The following is a 19,610-nucleotide window of genomic DNA, read 5'->3' as shown; positions in this document are numbered from 1 at the left end:
AGAAGGTGCCCGGCCGTTACGGCCGGGCACCTTCTCGTGCTACTTCTCGTTCCGCGTGTTCCCGTTCCGCGTGCCCGTCAGGCGGGCACCTCGCCGAACCATCGGCGCAGCGCGGGCTCCAGGCCGTCGGCGCCGGTCTCGGCGGTCGCCGCCCAGGCCACGAACCCGTCCGGGCGGACCAGCAGCGCCGCGGCGTCGACGCCGTCGGCCGCGGGGAGGGACACCCGGTCCAGGTGGCCGTCGCGGCCGTCGGTCGCCGGCAGGCCGGCGGAGCCGCCGGTGAGGTCCACCAGTGCCCCGCGCCCGGCCTGCAGCGCCTCCCCCAGTGCGGTGGACTTGCCGTCGGCGGTACGCACCAGCTCGTTCGGCACCGGGCGGCCCAGCAGCGGGTGCGCGTCGTCCTTCTCGGCGCCGTCGACGGCGTAGCGGACCTCGGTGACCGTGGTGATGAGGTGGCGGTTGACCTCGGGCAGCTTCACCAGGTCGGTGAAGAGCTGCCGCAGCACGTCGAAGTGCTCGCCCTGGGTGAGCAGCGACAGCTGCGACTGGGTGAACACGCACGCCCGGTGGCCGACGGGGCGGCGCTCCTCGTCGTACGTGTCGAGCAGGGCGTCGCCGGCGCGGCCGGCCAGGACGGCGGCGAGCTTCCAGCCGAGGTTGGCGGCGTCGTGCAGGCCGGTGTTGAGGCCGTGGCCGGCGAAGGCGACGTGCAGGTGGGCGGCGTCGCCGACGACGAAGACGCGGCCGTCGCGGTAGTTCTCCGCCTCGCGGGTGCGGTAGCTGTAGCGGTGGAGCCACTGGACCTCGCCGAGGACCGGGGTGCGGCCGGTGATGCGCTCGGTGCTGGCGATCACCTCGTCCAGCGTGACCGGCTGGTCGGCGGGCGGCGGCTCCACCCCCTCGTTGAACTCCAGCGTCATGATGCGGGACGGCCCGCCCTCGTGCGGCGAGCGGATGACGGCGAACTGGCCGCCGGGGTAGTTGCCGGCGTGCCACTCGCCTTCCACGGAGGCGATGTCGGCGAGGAGCCCGTACCAGCGCGGCCCGCTCTCGCGGACGTCGAAGTCCGCCAGCTTCAGCACCGCGCTGTCGGCGCCGTCGGCGCCGACGAGGTAGGCGCCCCGCAGCTCGTAGTCGCCGTCGTCGGCCCGTACGGTGACGGTGACGCCGTCCGCGTCCTGGCTGAGGCCCACGAGGGTGTGGCCACGGCGTACGTCGACGCCGAGGGCCGCGGCGCGGGCCTCCAGCATCTGTTCGGTGTACTGCTGCGGCAGGAGCAGCGAGTACTCGTCCTCCATGTACGGCTCAAGGTCGAGCCAGTAGCTGGCGAAGTGCAGCCGGGGCCACAGCGGGGGCTTCCCGGCGCGCAGGGTGTCCATGATGCCGCGCTGGTCGAACAGGTCGGCGGTACGGGCGTGGAGCGTACCGCCGATCGTGTGCTCGTTCGCCTTCGGCGACCGTTCGAGGACGACGGCTTCCACCCCTGCCAGCCGCAGCTCGCTGGCGAGGAACAGGCCGACGGGGCCCGCTCCTGCGATGACGACGGTGCCAGTCACGTGAGTCTCCATTCCGGGTTCTTCCACGCGCCGCTCGGAGCGGTCAGCGTGATGCTGCGGCGAGTCGGCCGTGCAGGAGCGCGGCGAGACCAGCCGGGGTCGGGTGGTCGTAGACGACGACCGTGGGCAGGGTGAGCCGGGTGGCGGCGTTGAGGCGGGTGCACAGCTGGAGGGCGGAGAACGACGAGAAGCCGATCTCGGTGAGGTTGTCCTCCGGGTCGATCTCCGCGGCCCCGCCCAGGCCGAGGATGTCGGCGGCGCCGGTCCTGACGAGGTCGAGGAGCACGGCGCGGGCCGCCGCGTCGTCGGCCGCCGCCGCCAGCCGGGCGCTCAGCCGTTCGGCCTCGGCGTCCGGGTCGGCGCCCTCGGCGCCGGGTGCGGTGGCCGAGGGCGCCGGGAGGACCTCGCGTAGCAGGGACCGCTGGGCGTCGCCCTGGGCCGCGGCGATGCGGGGCCAGTCGGCGTCGGCGACGACGGTGGTGTCCGCGCCGGCCGCGGGCAGCCTGCCGAGTACGTCCATGGCGGGGCCGGGCGGCAGGGGGCGCAGGCCGGGTACGGCGAAGTCGGGCGTGTCGGGCCCGTCGGCGGGGGGCGCGAGGCAGACGGCGGCGGCGGGCAGTCCGGCGGCCCGGCGGGCGTCCACCAGCGCGGTCAGCGCGGCGTGCGCGGGCGCCTGTTCGCCGCCGCCGGGGAGGGCGAGGACGCCGGGGAGCCCGGCCAGGACGACGAACGCCGTCAGGTCGCTCTCGCGGGTCAGCTCGTCCAGGTGGCGGGCGGTGATCAGGGAGGTGTGCGGGGTCGGCTCCGCGGCGCCGGCCGCGTGCACGACGGCGGTGGGCGCGGTGTCGGCGAGCAGGGCGGCCAGGGCGGCGCGGTCGTCGCCCGGGTCGGGTCGTACGGTGACGTCCGCGCCGCCGGCGGCCAGCCCTTCGGGGGCCCGGTCGGCCAGGAGGACGAGGCGCTCGGCGCCGTTCCGGGCGAGCCAGCGGGCGGCGTACGTGCCGTACGGGGTGTCGGCGCCGGTGACGAGGACGGTGCCGGTCGGCCGCCAGCGGGCGGGCCCGGCGGTGTCCGCGGGCAGCGGGGCGAGGCGGCGGGCGTGGAAGCCCGCGGCGCGCAGGGCGAGTTGGCGTTCGGCGGCCGGGCCGCCGCCCGGGGCGGAGCGGCCGGCGCCGGCGCCGGCGAGGAAGCCGGCGAGGCGGCGGGCGGCGGTCTCGTCCAGCTGCTCGGGCAGGTCGACGACGCCGCCGGTCCAGCCGGGTATCTCGGCCGCCGCGCTGTGCAGCACGGCCGCCGCCGGGGCCTGCGCGGGGCGCGGGGTGTCGGAGGCGTCGACGGTGCCGGCGCCCCGGGTCAGGCCCCACACCGGTACGGGACGGCCGGCCGCCGCCACCGCGCGCACCAGGTCGGCGGTGAGCACCGTACCCGTGGACACCGGGTGTTCGGGGTGCGGGCGCTCGTCCAGGGCGAGCAGGGAGAGCACCGCGGTAACGGGACCGGAGGCGTCGGGGGTGTCGGTCAGCCGGGCGCGGATCTCCTCGACCGTCTGCTCCGGGGCCGCCTCGGGGTCGACGGGCAGGGCGGCGACGTCCAGTCCGGCGGCGGTGAGGGCGTCGGTCACCGCGTCGACCGCGGGCGTACGTCCCGGGGGCGCGGGGACGACGGCAAGCCAGTCGCCGGGGTCGGCGGGCGCCCGGTCCGGGCCGGTCTGCGCGACCGCGTCCCAGCGCAGCCGGTAGCCGCTGCGCGCGGCGCGGCGGAAGTCGGTGAGGGCCGGCAGGAGGCCGGCGAGCTGGGCGCGTTGGGCCTCGTCGGCGTGGAGCGCGGCGGCCAGCTGCGCCACGTCGCCGCTCTCGACAGCGTCCCAGAAGGGCGCGTCGGCGTCGGCGGCGGAGGTGCGGGGCTTGGCGCCCTCCGGCGGGTCGACCCACAGCCGGCGGCTCTGGAAGGCGTAGCTCGGCAGCGGGACGAGGGTGCCGCGTGCGGCCCGGCCGCGGGGAGGGGTTCCTTCGTCCGCCGCGGCGGGCTCCTCGTCGGCCGCCACGGCGGGCGCGTCCAGCTCCAGCCGGGCACCGCCCGCGTGCAGCCGGGCCAGCGCCGTGGTGAAGGCGGTGGCCTCCGGCTCGCCGGGCCGCAGGGCGGCGGCGAGAACCGAGCCGGCGGCGGTCTGGGCGGCGCCGGTCGCCAGGCAGTCGTGGGTGAGGCCGGTGAGCGTGCCGTCCGGCCCCAGCTCCAGGTAGAAACGGACGTCGTGCTGCGCCAGGTGGTTGACGGAGTCCGCGAACCGCACGGTGCGCCGTACGTGGTCCGCCCAGTGGCGCGGGGACGCGGCCTCGTCGGCGTCGAGCACCTTGCCGGTGAGGTTGGAGACGACGGGGATCCTCGGCGGCCGGAACGTCAGCCGCGAGACGACCTCGGTGAACTCGGCCAGCATCGGTTCCATCAGCGGGGAGTGGAAGGCGTGGCTGACCCGCAGCCGCTTGTGCTTGTGGCCCCACACCTCCCAGAAGGCGCGGATCTCCTCCACGACGGCCTCGTCGCCGGAGATCACCGTAGTGGTGGGCGTGTTGACGGAGGCGATGCCGACCTGGTGTTCGCGGCCCTCCAGCATGGGCAGCAGCTGCTCCTCGGTGACCTGGAGCGCCACCATGGCGCCGCCCTCGGGCAGCGCCTCCATCAGCCGGCCGCGTGCGGCCACGAAGGTGCAGGCGTCGGGCAGGTCCAGCATCCCGGCGACGTGCGCGGCGCTCAGCTCGCCGACCGAGTGGCCGAGCAGGAAGTCGGCCCGTACGCCGAGGGATTCCGCGAGCCGGTACAGCGCGACCTCGACGGCGAAGAGCGCGGGCTGGGTGTAGCCGGTACGGTCCAGCAGAGCCGCGTCGTCGCTGCCGGGGCCGGCGGTGCCGGGATCGGCGAAGACAATGTCGCGCAGCGGCCGGTCCAGGTGGGGGGCGAAGGCCGCGCACACGTCGTCGAAGGCCGCCGCGAAGACCGGGTACCGCTCGTACAGTTCGCGGCCCATGCCGGCGCGCTGGGAGCCCTGGCCGGTGAAGAGCACGGCGGTACGGCCCGCGCGGGCCCGGCCGGTGACGGCCGTGGTGCCGCCGTCGGCCACGGCCCGTAGCCCGGCGAGGACTTCCGCGCGGCTCTCGCCCACGGCGGCGCCGCGGTGGTCGAGGGTGGCCCGGGCGGTGGCCAGGGTGTGCGCCACGTCCGGCAGCGGCAGCTCCGGGTGGCTCTCCAGGTGGCGGTGGACCCGGTCGGCCTGGTCGCGCAGCGCCGCGGGGGAATGCCCGGAGACGCGCAGGACCACCGGACCCGGCGGCTCGGGAGCGGGCGCGGCCGGCTCGGCCGCGGGCGGCTCCTCGATGACGACGTGCGCGTTGGTCCCGCTCATGCCGAACGAGGACACGCCTGCCCGGCGGGGGCGTTCGCCGTCGGCGGGCCAGGGCAGGTCCTCGGTGAGCAGCTCGACGTCGCCGGCGCTCCAGTCGACGTGCGGGGTGGGCTCGTCGATGTGCAGGCTGCGGGGCAGCACGCCGTGCCGCATCGCCAGCATCATCTTCATCAGCCCGGCCGCGCCGGCCGCCGCCTGGGTGTGGCCGAGGTTGGACTTCACGGATCCCAGCCGCAGCGGCCGGCCCGCCGGACGGCCCTGCCCGTAGGTGGCGAGGATGGCCTGCGCCTCGATCGGGTCGCCGAGGGTGGTGCCGGTGCCGTGCGCCTCGACGACGTCGACGTCGGCGGCCGACAGCCCGGCGGAGGCGAGGGCCTGCCGGATGACGCGCTGCTGGGAGGGCCCGTTGGGCGCGGTGAGGCCGTTGGAGGCGCCGTCCTGGTTGACGGCGGAGCCGCGGAGCACGGCGAGGACGCGGTGCCCGTTGCGGCGGGCGTCGCTGAGGCGTTCGACGAGCAGCAGCCCGGAGCCCTCCGCCCAGCCGGTGCCGTCGGCGGCGGCGGCGAACGGCTTGCAACGGCCGTCGGGCGCCAGGCCGCGCTGGCGGCTGAACTCCACGAAGATGCCCGGCCCGCACATGACGGTGGCGCCGCCGGCGAGCGCGAGGGAGCACTCCCCCGCACGCAGCGCCTGCGCGGCCAGGTGCAGGGCGACCAGCGACGAGGAGCAGGCGGTGTCGACGGTGACGGCGGGGCCTTCGAGGCCGAAGGAGTACGCGACGCGGCCGGAGGCGATGCTCGGCGCGCTGCCGATGCTGATGTGGCCCTCGTAGCCCTCCAGTGCCTTGCTGACCTGGGTGGCGTAGTCGCTGTACATGACGCCGGCGAAGACGCCGGTGTCGCTGCCGCGCAGCGAGGTGGGGTCGATGCCCGCGTCCTCGAAGGTCTCCCAGGCGGTCTCCAGCAGCAGCCGGTGCTGCGGGTCGGTGGCGGCGGCCTCGCGGGGCGTCATCTCGAACGCCTCGGGGTCGAAGTGGGCGGCGTCGTAGAGGAATCCGCCCTCCTTGACGTAGGTGTGGCCGGGCCGGTCGGGGTCGGGGTCGTAGAGCCCCTCGACGTCCCAGCCGCGGTCGCGAGGGAAGCCGGAGACGGCGTCGCCGCCGGCGGACAGCAGCCGCCACAGGTCCCCGGGCGAGCGGACCCCGCCGGGCAGCCGGCAGCCCATGCCGACGACGGCCACGGGCTCGTGGCGTCCGGACTCGGCGTCCGCGAGGCGCTGGCGTGTCTCGTGCAGGTCGGCGGTGACCCACTTGAGATAGTCCAGGAGCTTTTCCTCGTTGGCCATCGCGCTGATCCCCTCAGCTCCTCGACACGTCGGGCGTGAGCGTCATGGTCACCAGACGGGCTAAAGCCCTACTAACCCGAACTTCTACGGGCTTCTGCGCACTTGCCCGTGCTTGTGCGTGCTTGTACGCGGGCCGGGCGCGCGCGGCGTGCGCGGCCCGGCCCGCACGCCCCGCGGCGTGCTCCGGCTACGGCGGTCAGCGCCCGGTGCTCACCGGGAGCACCCGGGGGCCGATGAGCCGCAGGTTGTCGTGCCACTCGGCGCCGGGCAGCACCTTCAGCCCGGGGAAGCGGCCGTACAGCCCCTCCAGGGCGATGCGGATCTCCAGCCGGGCCAGGGCGGCGCCGATGCAGAAGTGCACGCCGCGGCTGAAGCCGATGTGCGGGTTGGGGTCGCGGGTGATGTCGAAGCGCTCCGGGTCGGTGAAGCGGCGCTCGTCGTGGTTGGCGGACAGCAGCCAGGCGACGACCAGCTGCCCCTCGGGGATGGTCTCCCCGCCCAGCTCCACCTCGCGGGTGGTGACCCGGAACGCCTGGCTGAGCGGCGGGTAGTAGCGGATGGTCTCCTCGATGGCGCCGGGGATCAGCTTCAGGTCGGCGCCGAGGGCGGCCCGCTGCTCGGGGTTGGCGTCCAGGGCGAGCACGGCGCTGGCGATGACGGAGGTGGCGGTGACGTGCCCGGCCATCAGGAGCAGCCCCGCGAAGTTCGCGATCTCCTCCTCGTCGAGGCGGTCGCCGTCGATCTCCGCCTGGGTGAGCTTGCTCAGCAGGTCCTCGCCGGGGTTCTGCTGCCGCTCGCGGGCGTGGTGGCTGAAGTACTCGGTCTGCTCGCGCAGGGCGCCCATGACGCTCTCGTCGTTGAGGACGTCGGTGACCGCGCTGGTCGTGGAGGCGCGCGCCTGCGCCCACTTGTGGAACAGCGTGCGGTCCTCGGCGGGCACACCGAGGAGTTCGGCGATGGTGATGACCGGGAGGGTGTACGCGAAGTCGGCGATCAGGTCGAACTCGGTACGGTCGCCCAGGCCGTCGAGCAGCTCCTCGGTGATGGCCTCCATCCGGGTGCCCAGCTCGCGCACGGTGCGCGGGGTGAACGCCTGGCTGACCAGTCCCCGGAGCCGGTTGTGCGCCGGCGGGTCCATGAAGCCGAGGTTGGCGCGGTTGACGGTGCCGAGCGGCATCACCCGGTCCAGTTCGGCCGAGTACGTGGACGCGTCGGTGAGCACCTCCGCCACGTCGTCGTAGCGGAGGATCTGCCACGTCTTCGTCTCGTCGTCGAACAGGACGCTCTTGAAGGCGCGCCCCATGGCGAGCTTGCCCATCAGGGCCGCGACGGGATCGGGCGACTCGGCTCCCGGTGCGCCAGGGGTGGTTTCTTCAGCCATTTCTCACTCCGTACCGAATTCTTGACGCAGCGGTGACGTATAACTCTCGCCGCGGCCCGGACCGGGCACAGCATAAGTCGGTGCCGTAGGGCTGAGACAGCCCCAAATCGCCTTTCAGGCGTGGACATTAACCGGGCGCAAGCTCAGCTTTAGCTCGGCTGATCAACATGATATTCGGCGTTTTCTGCATTCTGCGCCGACGGTTATCCGTTCTTTACCGCGGTCCAGCAAGCCGGGAGGTCTTCCGATGGGTGTCCCCCACAACGATGCCCAGGTGTACGTCCACGGGGTGGGCACGGCGCTGCCCGGCTCCCCGGTGACCAACGAGGACATCGCCGCGCACTACGGCATGCCGACGGTGTGGCGGCAGTGGGTGGACGAGTTCATCGGGACCCGCAGCCGGCACCTCGCCGTCGACCTGGCCTCCGGGAAGATCACGCACACGCTCACCGACCTCGGCGAGATCGCCGCCCGCGGCGCCCTGGCGGACGCCGGGCTGACGGCCAGCGACGTCGACGTGGTGGTCATGAGCACCGCGACCCCGGACCATCTGGCGCCGGCGACGGGGAGCCGGGTCGCCGCCCGGCTCGGCATCACCGGCGTGCCCGTCTTCCAGCTGCAGTCCGGGTGCACCGGCGCCGTGCAGGCGCTGGAGGTCACGCTCGACCTGCTGGGCAGCGGCGCGTACCGCACGGCGCTCGTCATCGGCGGCGACACCAGCGCCAAGCACACCAGCCCCGACGTGGACGCCGCCAGCGTCCCGCTGGAGGTACAGGTCAACGGCCTGATCTTCGGCGACGGGGTGGGCGCCGCGGTGCTCGGCACGAACCCCGTCGAGGGCCGGCCCGTGCTGCGGCACGTGCACACCCGCCTCGTCGGCACGGGCCGCGAACCCGGCCAGACCGTGTACTGGTTCGGCCGGGCCTCCACCGGCGACGGCATACCGGCCGCGGAGGACTACAAGACCATCGAGAACACGGCCGCACCGATGGCCGCCGACGCCCTCAAGCACATGCTGCACGCGCTGGACTGGGAGGGCGGGCGGCTGCGGTACCTGCTGCCGCCGCAGCTCTCCTCGCGGATGACCAGCCGCACCCTCGACCACCTGGGCCTGACGGACACCGAGGCCGTCAGCCGGGTCACCGAGATCGGCAACACCGGCAACGCCATCCCTTATTTCCAGCTCGAACTGCTGCTGCCCCGGCTGCGCCCCGGCGACCGCGCCGTCGGCGTCAGCATCGAGGCCAGCAAGTGGATCAGGTCCGGCTACGCACTGGAGCAGCCGGCCTGAACGGCCCGAGTGGAACCGCCCGAGAGAAGGAACCGCCCGCATGACGATCGACCCGAAGACCCCGCTCACCCACAACCCCGTCATCGACGGGCTCGTCGCGTACTGGCGCCAGATCGTCGACGCCGAGTACTCGCCGCAGGACGAGCGGCTGCCCGATCTGGCCGTGCTGGCGCGGAGCACGGCGCGCGCCGTCGCGGCGGCGGTGCCGCGGCCGATCGCGGAAGTGGCCGCGCCCGACGCCCCCGACGAGCCGGGCGAGAAGGTGCTGCTGGACAAGGTCATCCAGGAGGTGGCCGACCGCGAGTACACCCCGCTGAGCCCCGACGGGCCCAGCGTCGGCGACCTGGTCCTGGTGACCGAGAAGATCTACAACTCCGACCGCGAGGAGATCGGCGCCGACACCGGCCGGCTGCGCATCATCCGCAAGGACCCGGAGACCGGCCACCACTTCACCGTCTCCCTCGTCTCCTCCAGCGTGCAGGGCAACAAGCTGTTCGGCTTCGGCTACACCGAGATGGAGACGCAGCTCTCCGGCGGCCGCACCACCATCCGCGTCGCCTGCTACGAGGGCCCGTGGGCCGGGATGAGCGGTGACCTGTCGTGGGTGATCAGCTCCATGACCGCCGCCGAGTCCCGCTACGAACTGCACCGCTGACACGCGCGGGAACCGCGCAAGCCGCCGGGGTACGTCCGCCGGCGGCTTTCCCGTGTCCCGGAGTCCCGGGGTGCGGTTCCGGTACGTCGCGGGCGGCCGGCGTTCGCGTACGGGAAGGGGCGGGGACGACGCGTCCCCGGGCCCCTGCGCCGTCCGGTGTCACTCCAGACCCAGCTCCTGGTTGATCATCGCGAACATCTCGTCATCCGTGGCGTCGTCGAACTCCGAGCCCGGCTCCGTCGGTTCCGACGGCTGGTCGAAGCGGCGGAGCAGCGCCCGCAGGCGGCTCTCCACCTCCGTGCGGGTGTCGGTGTCGTCCGGCGGGACGGTGAGCGCGGCCTCCAGCTTCGTCAGCTCCCCGAGCACCGAGGGCTCCGCCTCGGCCCCGCCCTCCAGGCCCAGCGCGTCCCGCAGGTGGTCGGCGAGGACCTGCGGCGTGGGGTAGTCGAAGACGAGGGTGGCGGGCAGCCGCAGCCCGGTGGCCGCGTTGAGCCGGTTGCGCAGCTCGACGGCGGTCAGCGAGTCGAAGCCGAACTCCTTGAAGCTCCGGTCCGCGCCCAGCGCGTCCGCCGAGCCGTGGCCCAGGACGACGGCGGTGTTGCCCCGTACGATGCCGAGCAGCTCTTCCGTCTGGCGGGCCGCCGGCTGCCCGGCCAGCCGCTCACCGAGCGACCGGCCGCCGGCCGCCGGCTCGCTCGCGGCGGCCGTGCGTCGCACGCCGGCCCGTACCAGTCCGCGCAGCAGCGGGGCCAGTTCGCCGCTCTCCGCCTGGCCGCGCAGGGCGGGCAGATCGAGGGCGACGGGTACGAGCCGGGCGCTGCCGGCCCGTAGCGCCGCGTCGAACATCGCCAGCCCGTCGGCGGCGGCCAGCGGCGCGATGCCCTGCCGGGCCAGACGGGCGATGTCGGCCTGCTGCATGTGCGCGGTCATGCCGCTGGACTGGGCCCAGTAGCCCCAGGCCAGCGAGGTGGCGGGGAGACCCGCCACCCGCCGCCGCTCGGCCAGCGCGTCCAGGAAGGCGTTCGCGGCGGCGTAGTTCGCCTGCCCCGGGGTGCCGAAGACGCCGGCGGCCGAGGAGAACAGGACGAACGCCGCGAGGTCGGCGCCGCGGGTCAGCTCGTGCAGGTTGAGCGCCGCGTCCACCTTCGGCCGCAGCACCCGCTCCAGCCGCTCGGCGTCCAGCGCGCCGAGCAGGCCGTCGTCCACGACGCCCGCGGCGTGCACCACGGCGGTGAGCGGATGGTCCGCCGGCACGTCGGCCAGCAGGGCGGCGAGCCGGTCGCGGTCGGCGGCGTCGCAGGCGGCGATGCGCACGTCCGCGCCGAGGGCGGTCAGCTCGTCGCGCAGTTCGGCGGCGCCGTCGGCGGCCGGGCCGCGGCGGCTCGTCAGCAGCAGGTGCCGCACGCCGTGCGTGGTGATGAGGTGCCGGGCGAGCAGGCCGCCGAGGAGGCCGACGCCGCCGGTGATGAGCACCGTGCCTTCGGGGTCGAGGGGGCGCGGCGTGGTCAGGACCATCTTGCCGGTGTGCCGGGCCTGGCTCATGTACCGGAACGCCTCCGGCGCCTCCCGCAGGTCCCAGGGCTGGACCGGCAGGGGGTGGAGGTAGCCGTTCTCGAACAGCTCGCGCAGGTCGGCGAGCATCTCCGCGATCCGGTCGGGGTCGACCTCGCGCAGGTCGTACGCGTCGTAGCTGATGTCGTCGCGCAGCTCGGCCAGTTGGGCCGCGTCGCGGATGTCGGTCTTGCCCATCTCCAGGAACCGGCCCCCGGGCGCCAGCAGGCGCAGCGAGGCGTCGGTGAACTCGCGGGCGAGGGAGTTGAGGACGACGTCCACGCCCCGGCCGTCCGTCACGTCCCGGAAGCCGGCCTCGAAGTCCAGGTCGCGGGAGGACGCGGCGTGCCGGTCATCGACTCCCAGCGAGCGCAGCAGCTGCCGCTTGCCGGGGCTGGCGGTGCCGAAGACCTCCAGTCCCCAGTGGCGGGCGAGCTGGAGCGCGGCCATGCCGACGCCGCCGGTGGCCGCGTGCACGAGCAGGGTCTCCCCCGGCCGTACGCCCGCGAGGTCCACCAGGCCGTAGTACGCGGTGAGGAAGACGACGGGGATCGCCGCCGCCTGCTCGTAGGTCCAGCCGGAGGGCATCGGGACGACCATGCGGCGGTCGGTGACGGAGACCGGCCCGAACGCGCCGGGGAGGAACAGGCCCATGACCCGGTCCCCCGGAGCCAGGTCGGTCACGTCCGCGCCGACCTCCAGCACGACGCCGGCGGCCTCGCTGCCCATGATCGCCCTGCCGGGGTAGACGCCGAGCGCGATGAGCACGTCGCGGAAGTTCATGCCGGCCGCGCGGACCGCCACCCGGATCTCCCCGGGGGCGAGCGGCGCGTCGGCGTGCGTGGACGGGATGAAGGCGAGCTTCTCCAGCGTGCCGGGGCCCGTCGTCTCCAGCCGCCAGTCGGCGCCGTCCGGCGGCAGGAGCAGCGAGCCGGAGCCGGCGAGGCGGGAGAGGCGGGGTGCCAGCGCCTCGCCCCTGCGGAGGGCGAGCTGGGTCTCGCCGCGGCGCACGGCGCCGCGCAGGGCGGGCACGAGCGCGCGGTGGGAGTCGGGGTCGTCGTCGGTGTCGACGAGGAGGAAGCGGTCGGGGTTCTCGGTGGCGGCGCTGCGGACCAGGCCCCAGACGGCCGCGGCGGCCGGGTCGGCGGGCCGCTCGCCGGCTTCGGCGGCCACCGCGCCCCGGGTGGCGACGACGAGCCGCGCCTCGGGACGAGGCGGGGCGTCGTCGGCCAGCCAGGTCTGGAGGGCGGTGAGGGCGTCTTCGACGGTACGGCGGACGGCGGCCGCGGACGGCTCGGCGCCGTTGTCCGGGGCCGGGCCGCCGACGGGGAGCAGGACCAGGTCCGGGCCGTCGGTGTCCGTGACGGTGACCACCGGGACCCCGGCTTCCGTCAGCGCCTGGGCCAGACGGAGGGGATCCGCGCCGAGCACGCCGCAGGTGGTGGACGACTCGCCGGCGGGGGCCGGGAGTTGGGCGGGCGTCCACGTGACGGTGAAGGGCAGCTCGGCCCCGGCCGCCTCCGCGGCGCCCAGCGCGGCGGCCGGGCGGAGGGCGAGCGACGCCACCGAGAGCACGGGTTGGCCGGCGGGGTCGACGGCGTCGACGCGCACGGCACCGTCGCCGACGGGTGTGACGCGTACCCGCACGGTGGCGGCGCCGCTGCGGCCGAGGGTCACGTGGGAGAGCACGAAGGGGACGAGGACGCCTCCGGTGCCGCCGGTCCCGCCCGCGTCTCCGGTCGCCGGGTCGTCGGCCGCGAGGGCGGTGTGCAGGACGGCGTCGAGCAGCGCGGGGTGTATGCCGAACCGCTCGGCTCCGTCCCGTACCGGCTCGGGCAACGCCACCTCGGCGACCCACCCGTCGCCGTCGCGCCAGACCCGCTGGACGCCGCGGAAGGCGGCGCCGTAGCCGTAGCCGCGCTCGGTCAACTCGGCGTAGAAGTCCTCCGCTTCGACGGCCGCGGCGCCGCCTTCGGCGGGCGGCTCGGTGAACGCGGGAGCGGTAACGCGGTCGATGTCGTCGTCGGCGGGCACGAGTACGCCTTCGGCGTGGCGCGTCCATGCCCCGGCTTCGTCGGCGGTACGGGAGAACACTCCGAACGCGCACCGCCCGCCCTCGTCCGCGGCGCCGACCGTGACCTGCACCTGAGCGGCGCCGCCCGGGACGAGGACCAGCGGCTCCTTCAGCATCAGCTCCTCGACGGTCCCGCAGCCGACTTCGTCACCGGCACGGAAGGCCAGTTCCAGAAAGAGCGCGGCGGGCACGAGGGTGGTGCCGTTGACGGCGTGGTCGGCGAGCCAGGGGTGGGTTCGGAGGCTGAGGCTGCCGGTGAGGACGGTGGACCGGCTGTCGTCGTCGGCGAGGTGGATGGTCGCGCCGAGGAGGGCGTGCTCGGTGTCCTTCAGTCCGAGGGTGGCAGGGTCGCCGCCGGCGGTGGCGGAGGCGTCGAGCCAGTAGTGCTCGTGCTGGAAGGGGTAGGTGGGGAGGTCGGCCAGGGGGGTGGGGGTGGTGTGCCAGTCGACGGCCACGCCGTGGGTGTGGAGGTGGGCGAGGGCGAGGTGGAGTTGGGTGGGTGAGTGTTCGTTGCGGCGGAGGGTGCCGGTGGCGATCGCGGACGGGTCGGTGTCGGTGATGGCGGTGGTCAGCGTCGGGTGGGGGCTTGCTTCGACGTAGGTGGTGTGGCCGCTGTCGACCAGGCGCGTGAGGGCGTGGTGGAAGCGGACGGTTTCGCGCAGATTCGTGTACCAGTAGTCGGCGGTCAGGCCGGTGGTGTCGAACTCCTCGCCGGTGACGGTGGAGTGGAAGGGAATCGTCGAGGCCGCAGGCTCAAGACCGGCCAGCGCGTCGAGCAGGGTCTCGCGGAGCGCGGTGACGTGGGGCCCGTGGGAGGCGTAGTCGACGGGCAGCAGGCGGTTCCGTACGCCCACCTTCTCGCACTGGGCGAGGTACGCCTCGACCGCGTCGGTGTCGCCGGAAACGACGGTGGCGGTCGGGCTGTTGACCACGGCCACGGACAGCTTGCCGTCCCAGGCGGCGATCTCCTCGGCGACCTGGGTGTGGGACAGGGCGACGGAAGCCATCGCGCCCTGGCCGGACAGCGCGCGGATGGCCTGGCTCCGCAGGCACACCACCTTCGCCGCGTCGTCGAGGCTCAGCGCCCCGGCAACGTACGCCGCCGCGATCTCACCCTGCGAGTGGCCGATCACCGCGTCGGGCTGGATGCCGTGGTGCTGCCACAACCGCGCCAGGCTGACCATCACCGCAAACAGCGCGGGCTGGACGACGTCCACCCGCTCCAGCAACGCGCCTTCCGGGTCGGCGAGTACGTCGGTGAGTGACCAGTCGTCCGCGTACCCGGACAGCGCGGCTTCGCACTCCGCGATCGCCTCCGCGAACACCGGCTCGGCCTCGATCAGATCCGCGGCCATCCCCGCCCACTGCGCACCCTGACCCGGGAAGACGAACACCGTCTTCCCACCGGTCTGGACGCTGCCGCTGACCACGCGCGCTGACGGCTCGCCCGCGGCGATCGCCGCCAGCCCTTCCAGCAGTTCGTCCCGCTCACCACCGACGACCACCGCGCGGTGAGTGAGAGCGGAACGGGCGGTGACCAGGCTGTGCGCCACCTCGGCAGCCGTGATCTCCGGGCGCTCGGACAAACGCCCCCGGAGCCGCGCGGCCTGGTCGGCCAACGCCTGCGGCGTGTGCCCGGAGACGGCCCAGGCCACCACCCCGCCCGGTTCGGCCACCGCGGGTGCGGCCTGGGGCTCCGGGGTCTGCTCGATGATGACGTGCGCGTTCGTCCCGCTCATCCCGAACGACGAGACACCCGCACGACGCGGCCGGTCGTCGTCCACCGCCCAGGGCCGCTGCTCCGTCAGCAGCTCCACCCCGCCTGCCGCCCAGTCCACGTGCGGGGACGGCTCGGCCACGTGCAACGTCCGCGGGAGAACCCCCTCCCGCATCGCCATGACCATCTTGATGACGCCGCCGACACCCGCCGCGGCCTGGGTGTGGCCGAGGTTCGACTTCAGCGACCCGAGCCACAGCGGCGCATCGTCCGGCCGGTCCTGCCCGTACGTGGCCAGCAGCGCCTGCGCCTCGATCGGGTCGCCCAGCGTCGTGCCCGTCCCGTGCGCCTCCACCGCGTCTACTTCCGAAGCCGACAGACCCGCATTGGCCAGGGCCTGCCGGATCACCCGCTGCTGCGACGGACCGTTCGGCGCCGTCAGCCCGTTGGACGCACCGTCCTGGTTCACCGCGGACCCGCGCACGACGGCCAGCACCTTGTGCCCGTTCCGCCGCGCGTCCGACAGCCGCTCCACGAGCAGCAGCCCCACGCCCTCCGACCAGCCCGTCCCGTCCGCCCCCGCACCGAACGCCTTGCAGCGCCCGTCCGGCGACAGCCCGCGCTGCCGGCTGAACTCCACGAACGTGCCCGGGGTGGACATCACCGCGACGCCCCCCGCCAGCGCGAGATCGCACTCGCCCTGGCGGAGCGACTGCGCCGCCATGTGCAGCGCCACCAGCGACGACGAGCACGCCGTGTCCACCGTCACCGCCGGCCCCTCAAGACCGAGGATGTACGAGATCCGGCCCGACGCGATGCTCCCGAACGTGCCGGTCAGGGTGAAGCCCTCGACGCTCTCCGCCGCCCGCTCCGCCCACCGGGCGTAGTCGTGGTACATCGCGCCGACGAACACGCCGGTCTGGCTGCCGCGCAGCGCACGCGGGTCGATGCCGGAGCGCTCCACCGTCTCCCACGTCGTCTCCAGCAGCAGCCGCTGCTGCGGGTCCATCGCCAGCGCTTCCCGCGGGGAGATGCCGAAGAACCCGGCGTCGAACTCGGCCGCGTCGTGCAGGAAACCGCCCTCGCGGGTGTACGAGGTGCCGCTGTGCTCGGGGTCCGGGTGGTACAGCTCCTCGACGTCCCAGTTGCGGTCCGTCGGGAACGGGGTGATCGCGTCGGTGCCGTCGGCCACCAGGCGCCACAGGTCCTCCGGGGAGGCGACGTCGCCCGGGTAGCGGCAGGCCATGCCGACGATCGCGATCGGCTCGTCGTCCGTGCCGGCCGTGCGGCCCGCGGGCGACGCGGGGCGCGCGGTCTCGTCCGCCGGGGCGGCCGAGGACAGCAGGTAGGCGGCGAGGCCGTCGGGAGTCGGGTAGTCGAAGAGCAGGGTCGCCGGCAGCCGGAGACCGGTGGTGGCGCTGAGCCGGTTGCGCAGTTCGACGGAAGTGAGCGAGTCGAACCCGAGGGCCTTGAAGCTGGCTTCCAGGTCGAGCCGGTCGGGCGAGCCGTGACCGAGGCTGGTGGCGATGTCGCGGCGCAGGAGGTCCAGAACCAGCCTGCGCCGCTCGGACTCGTCGAGGCCCGTCAGCCGCTCCGTCAGCGTCGCCGTCGCCGTGCCCGTTGCCGTACGGGCGGACGTGGCCCGGCGCGCTGGCGCGGGGACGAGGCGGCGCAGCAGGGCGGGGAGCGTGCCGGTCGCGGCGCCGGCGCGAAGGGTGGGGAAGTGCCAGCGCGTCGGGACGAGCAGGGCGTGGTCCGTACCGCAGCCGGAGTCGAGCAGCGGCAGCGCTTCCTCCGGCGTGAGGGCGAGGACGCCGTTGCGCGCCATGCGGGCGATGTCGGCGGCGTCCAGGTCCCGGGTGATGCCGGTGTCGGTGTCCCACAGTCCCCACGCCAGTGACGTGGCGGCGCGGCCGGCGGCCCGGCGGTGGTGGGCCAGGGCGTCGAGGAAGGCGTTCGCCGCCGCGTAGTTGGCCTGTCCTGCGTTGCCGAGGACGCCGAAGACGGAGGAGAATATGACGAAGGCCGTGAGGTCCAGGTCGCGGGTCAGCCGGTCGAGGTGCAGGGCGGCGGTGACCTTCGGGTGCAGGACGCGGCGCAGCTGCTCGGGCGTCATGGTGGCCACGACGCCGTCCTCCAGGATGCCCGCGGCGTGTACGACGCCGGTGAGCGGGTGCGTGGCGGGGACGGTGGCCAGCAGGGCGGCGAGGGCGTCGGCGTCCGTGGTGTCGCAGGCGGCGACGGTGGCCTCAGTGCCCGACCGGCGGAGTTCGGCGACGAGTTCGGCGGCCCCGGGTGCGTCGGGGCCCCGGCGGCTGACGAGGAGCAGGTGCGGTACGGCGTGGCGCTCGGCCAGGTGCCGGGCGACCACCGCGCCGAGGGCCCCCGTGCCGCCGGTGATGAGTACGGTGCCGGCGTCCCGCCAGGGGTTCCGTACGTGGTCGGAGGGGAGCGTGCGGCGGACGAGGCGCGGGACGAGGGGCTGCTCGCCGCGCAGGGCGACCTGCGGTTCGTCGGCGGCCAGGGCGTGGCGTACGACGGCCGTCAGGTCGGCCGGGGTCCCGCCCTCGGGATCGAGGTCGAGAAGCAGGAAGGTGCCGGGATGTTCGGCCTGGGCACTGCGCACCAGGCCCCACACGGCGGCTTCGGCGAGGTTGGGCGCTGCCCTCTCCTCCGTCGCCACGGCGCCGCGGGTGACCACGACGAGTGTCGCGTCGGCGAGGGCGGTGTCCGCGGTGAAGTCGCGGAGAGCGGACAGCACGGTCTCGGCGGTCCGCTGGGCGGCGAGGGCAGGGGCGTCGTCGGCCGGTGGGACGGCAAGGGTGACGACGCCGGGGACGGGCGCGCCCGCGGCGACCGCGGCGCTGAGAGACGCCACGTCGGCGTACGGGGACGGAGACGGGGCGTCGGCCAGTCCGCCGGGCACGACGCCGACGGACGCCCAGCCGCCGGGGGCGCCGGCCGCCGCGGGCGTGGCGGCGGGAAGTGGGGACCAGTCGACGGTGTGGTGTTCGGCCTGAGCGGACTCCCCCTGACCGGAGGTCAGTTGGGCGGATGACGCGCGGCGGAAGGTCAGCGACTCGACGGAGGCGAGGAGTTCACCCGTCTCGTCCGTAACAGTGAGGGAGACCGTGTCGGCGCCCGTGGGCCGGATCCGTACGCGGGCCGCGGTGACGGACCCACGCCGCACACGCACGCCGGACCAGGCGAAGGGCAGCAGGAGGCCGTCGTCCGCGCCCTGCTCGGTCCGGTCACCGGACGGGAGGCCGTGGAGAAGCACCGCGTGCAGCGCGGCGTCCAGGAGGGCCGGGTGGAGTACGAACCGGGAGTCGGCCGCGTCCGCGTCGGGCAGCCGTACGGCGGCGAGGATCTCATCGTCGTCCTGCCAGGCCGCGGTGAGGCCCTGGAACACGGGCCCGTAGGCGTACCCGCGCTCGGCGAGCGCCGGGTACGCATCGGCGACGGACAGACTCCGGGCGCCGTCGACGGAGAACTCCGCGTCGGCGTCTTGTGGGCTCACGGCCAGCCGCCCCTGGGCGTGCCGCGACCACACGGTGTCCTCCGCGCCGGCCGGACGCGCGTACACGGCCAGCGACCGGCCGCCTGCCGTGTCCGGGGCACCGACGAGGACCTGCAGCTGGACCTGAGTCGACTCCGGCACGTGCAGCGGGACTTCGAGCGTCAGCTCTTCAAGGGTGTCGCAGCCGACGCATCGCGCCGCGTGCAGGGCGAGGTCGACGAGCGCCGTGCCGGGGAGAACGGTCTCGCTGAGGATGAGGTGGTCGGCGACCCAGGGGTGGTCGGCCTGCGAGAGCCGGCCGGTGAGCAGGGTGCCGCCGCCGTCGGCTTGCTCCACCTCGGCTGTGAGCAGGGGGTGTTCGGTGCTGGACAGGCCTGCCGAGGTGAGGTTGGTGGTGGGGGTGTCGTGGAGCCAGTAGGTGTGGTGTTGGAAGGGGTAGGTGGGGAGGTTGGTGGTGTGGGTGGTGGTGGGCCAGGTGAGGGGGGTGTGGGTGGTGTGGATGGTGGCGAGGGCTGTGGTGAGGGCGTTGGTCTGGCTGTGGTCGGGGTGTTGGGCTGGGATGGTGGTGGTGGGGTTGAGGAGGGTGTCGGTGGTGAGGGTGGTCAGGGTGGTGTCGGGGCCGAGTTCGAGGTAGGTGGTGGTGCCGGCTTCTTCGAGGTGGGTGGTGACGGCGGCGTATTCGACGGTGTGGCGGAGTTGTTCGGTCCAGTAGTCGGGTGAGGCGGCCTGGTCTGCGGTCAGGGGCTGTGCGGTGCGGTTGGAGATGACGGGCAGGGCGGGTGCTTGGGCGGGGGTGTCGGCGACGGCTTGGCGGAAGTCGTTGAGGATGGGGTCCATCTGCGCGGAGTGGAAGGCGTGGCTGACCCGCAGGCGGCGGGCCCGTAGCCCCGCGTCCTGGCAGCGGGAGGTCATGGTGTCGATGGCTTTGGTGGTGCCGGTCAGGACGGTGTGGGTGGGGCTGTTGGCCGCCGCGATCTCCACGCCGGTTCCGTCCAGCAAGGGTGTGAGGGTGTCGACGGGGGCGGTGACCGACAGCATCGCGCCGCCGACGGGAAGACCGCCCATCAGCCGCCCACGCGTCGCGACCAGCCGCGCCGCATCCGGGAGTGTCCATACCCCGGCCA

Annotated in this window: 6 protein-coding genes; 2 read left to right on the top strand and 4 right to left on the bottom strand. The window is 74.4% G+C overall.

The genetic code is table 11. The features are described 5' to 3' along the window. Positions 1–77: 77 nt before the first annotated feature. From T328_RS34955 to T328_RS34945, 3 genes are all read right to left on the bottom strand, one after another. Positions 78–1,556, bottom strand: a complete 1,479-nt coding sequence (locus T328_RS34955; protein ID WP_496500298.1) for an FAD-dependent monooxygenase — start codon at positions 1,554–1,556, stop codon at positions 78–80. A 43-nt stretch (positions 1,557–1,599) separates the two neighbouring features. Next, entirely contained in the window at positions 1,600–6,297 is a 4,698-nt protein-coding gene (locus T328_RS34950; protein ID WP_496500297.1) for a type I polyketide synthase, read from the bottom strand. A gap of 196 nt (positions 6,298–6,493) precedes the next feature. Beyond that, on the bottom strand, positions 6,494–7,678 hold the full coding sequence (locus T328_RS34945) for a cytochrome P450 (RefSeq protein ID WP_496500296.1): 1,185 nt from the start codon (positions 7,676–7,678) through the stop codon (positions 6,494–6,496). Between the two features lie 247 nt (positions 7,679–7,925). Here T328_RS34945 and T328_RS34940 point away from each other — a divergent pair, with 247 nt between their 5' ends. Both T328_RS34940 and T328_RS34935 read left to right on the top strand, forming a co-directional pair. Beyond that, positions 7,926–8,969: a 3-oxoacyl-ACP synthase III family protein gene (locus T328_RS34940; protein ID WP_496500295.1), complete on the top strand. Its 1,044-nt coding sequence runs from the start codon at positions 7,926–7,928 to the stop codon at positions 8,967–8,969. A gap of 40 nt (positions 8,970–9,009) precedes the next feature. Continuing rightward, positions 9,010–9,624, top strand: coding sequence for an allene oxide cyclase barrel-like domain-containing protein (locus T328_RS34935; protein ID WP_496500294.1), 615 nt, complete (start codon positions 9,010–9,012; stop codon positions 9,622–9,624). A gap of 159 nt (positions 9,625–9,783) precedes the next feature. Here the strand turns inward: T328_RS34935 and T328_RS34930 are convergent. Continuing rightward, positions 9,784–19,610: SDR family NAD(P)-dependent oxidoreductase (locus T328_RS34930; RefSeq protein ID WP_496500293.1), on the bottom strand; the 9,827-nt coding region annotated here is incomplete at its 5' end.

The sequence above is a fragment of the Streptomyces sp. CNX435 genome (assembly GCF_059570575.1).
This window is presented reverse-complemented; position numbering and strand designations above follow the sequence as displayed.

What these genes read in the sequence shown, in the direction of transcription:
- T328_RS34950 (WP_496500297.1), bottom strand. Translation starts at nt 6,297, where the DNA reads ATGGCCAACGAGGAAAAGCTCCTGGACTATCTCAAGTGGGTCACCGCC.
- T328_RS34945 (WP_496500296.1), bottom strand. Translation starts at nt 7,678, where the DNA reads ATGGCTGAAGAAACCACCCCTGGCGCACCGGGAGCCGAGTCGCCCGAT.
- T328_RS34940 (WP_496500295.1), top strand. Translation starts at nt 7,926, where the DNA reads ATGGGTGTCCCCCACAACGATGCCCAGGTGTACGTCCACGGGGTGGGC.
- T328_RS34935 (WP_496500294.1), top strand. Translation starts at nt 9,010, where the DNA reads ATGACGATCGACCCGAAGACCCCGCTCACCCACAACCCCGTCATCGAC.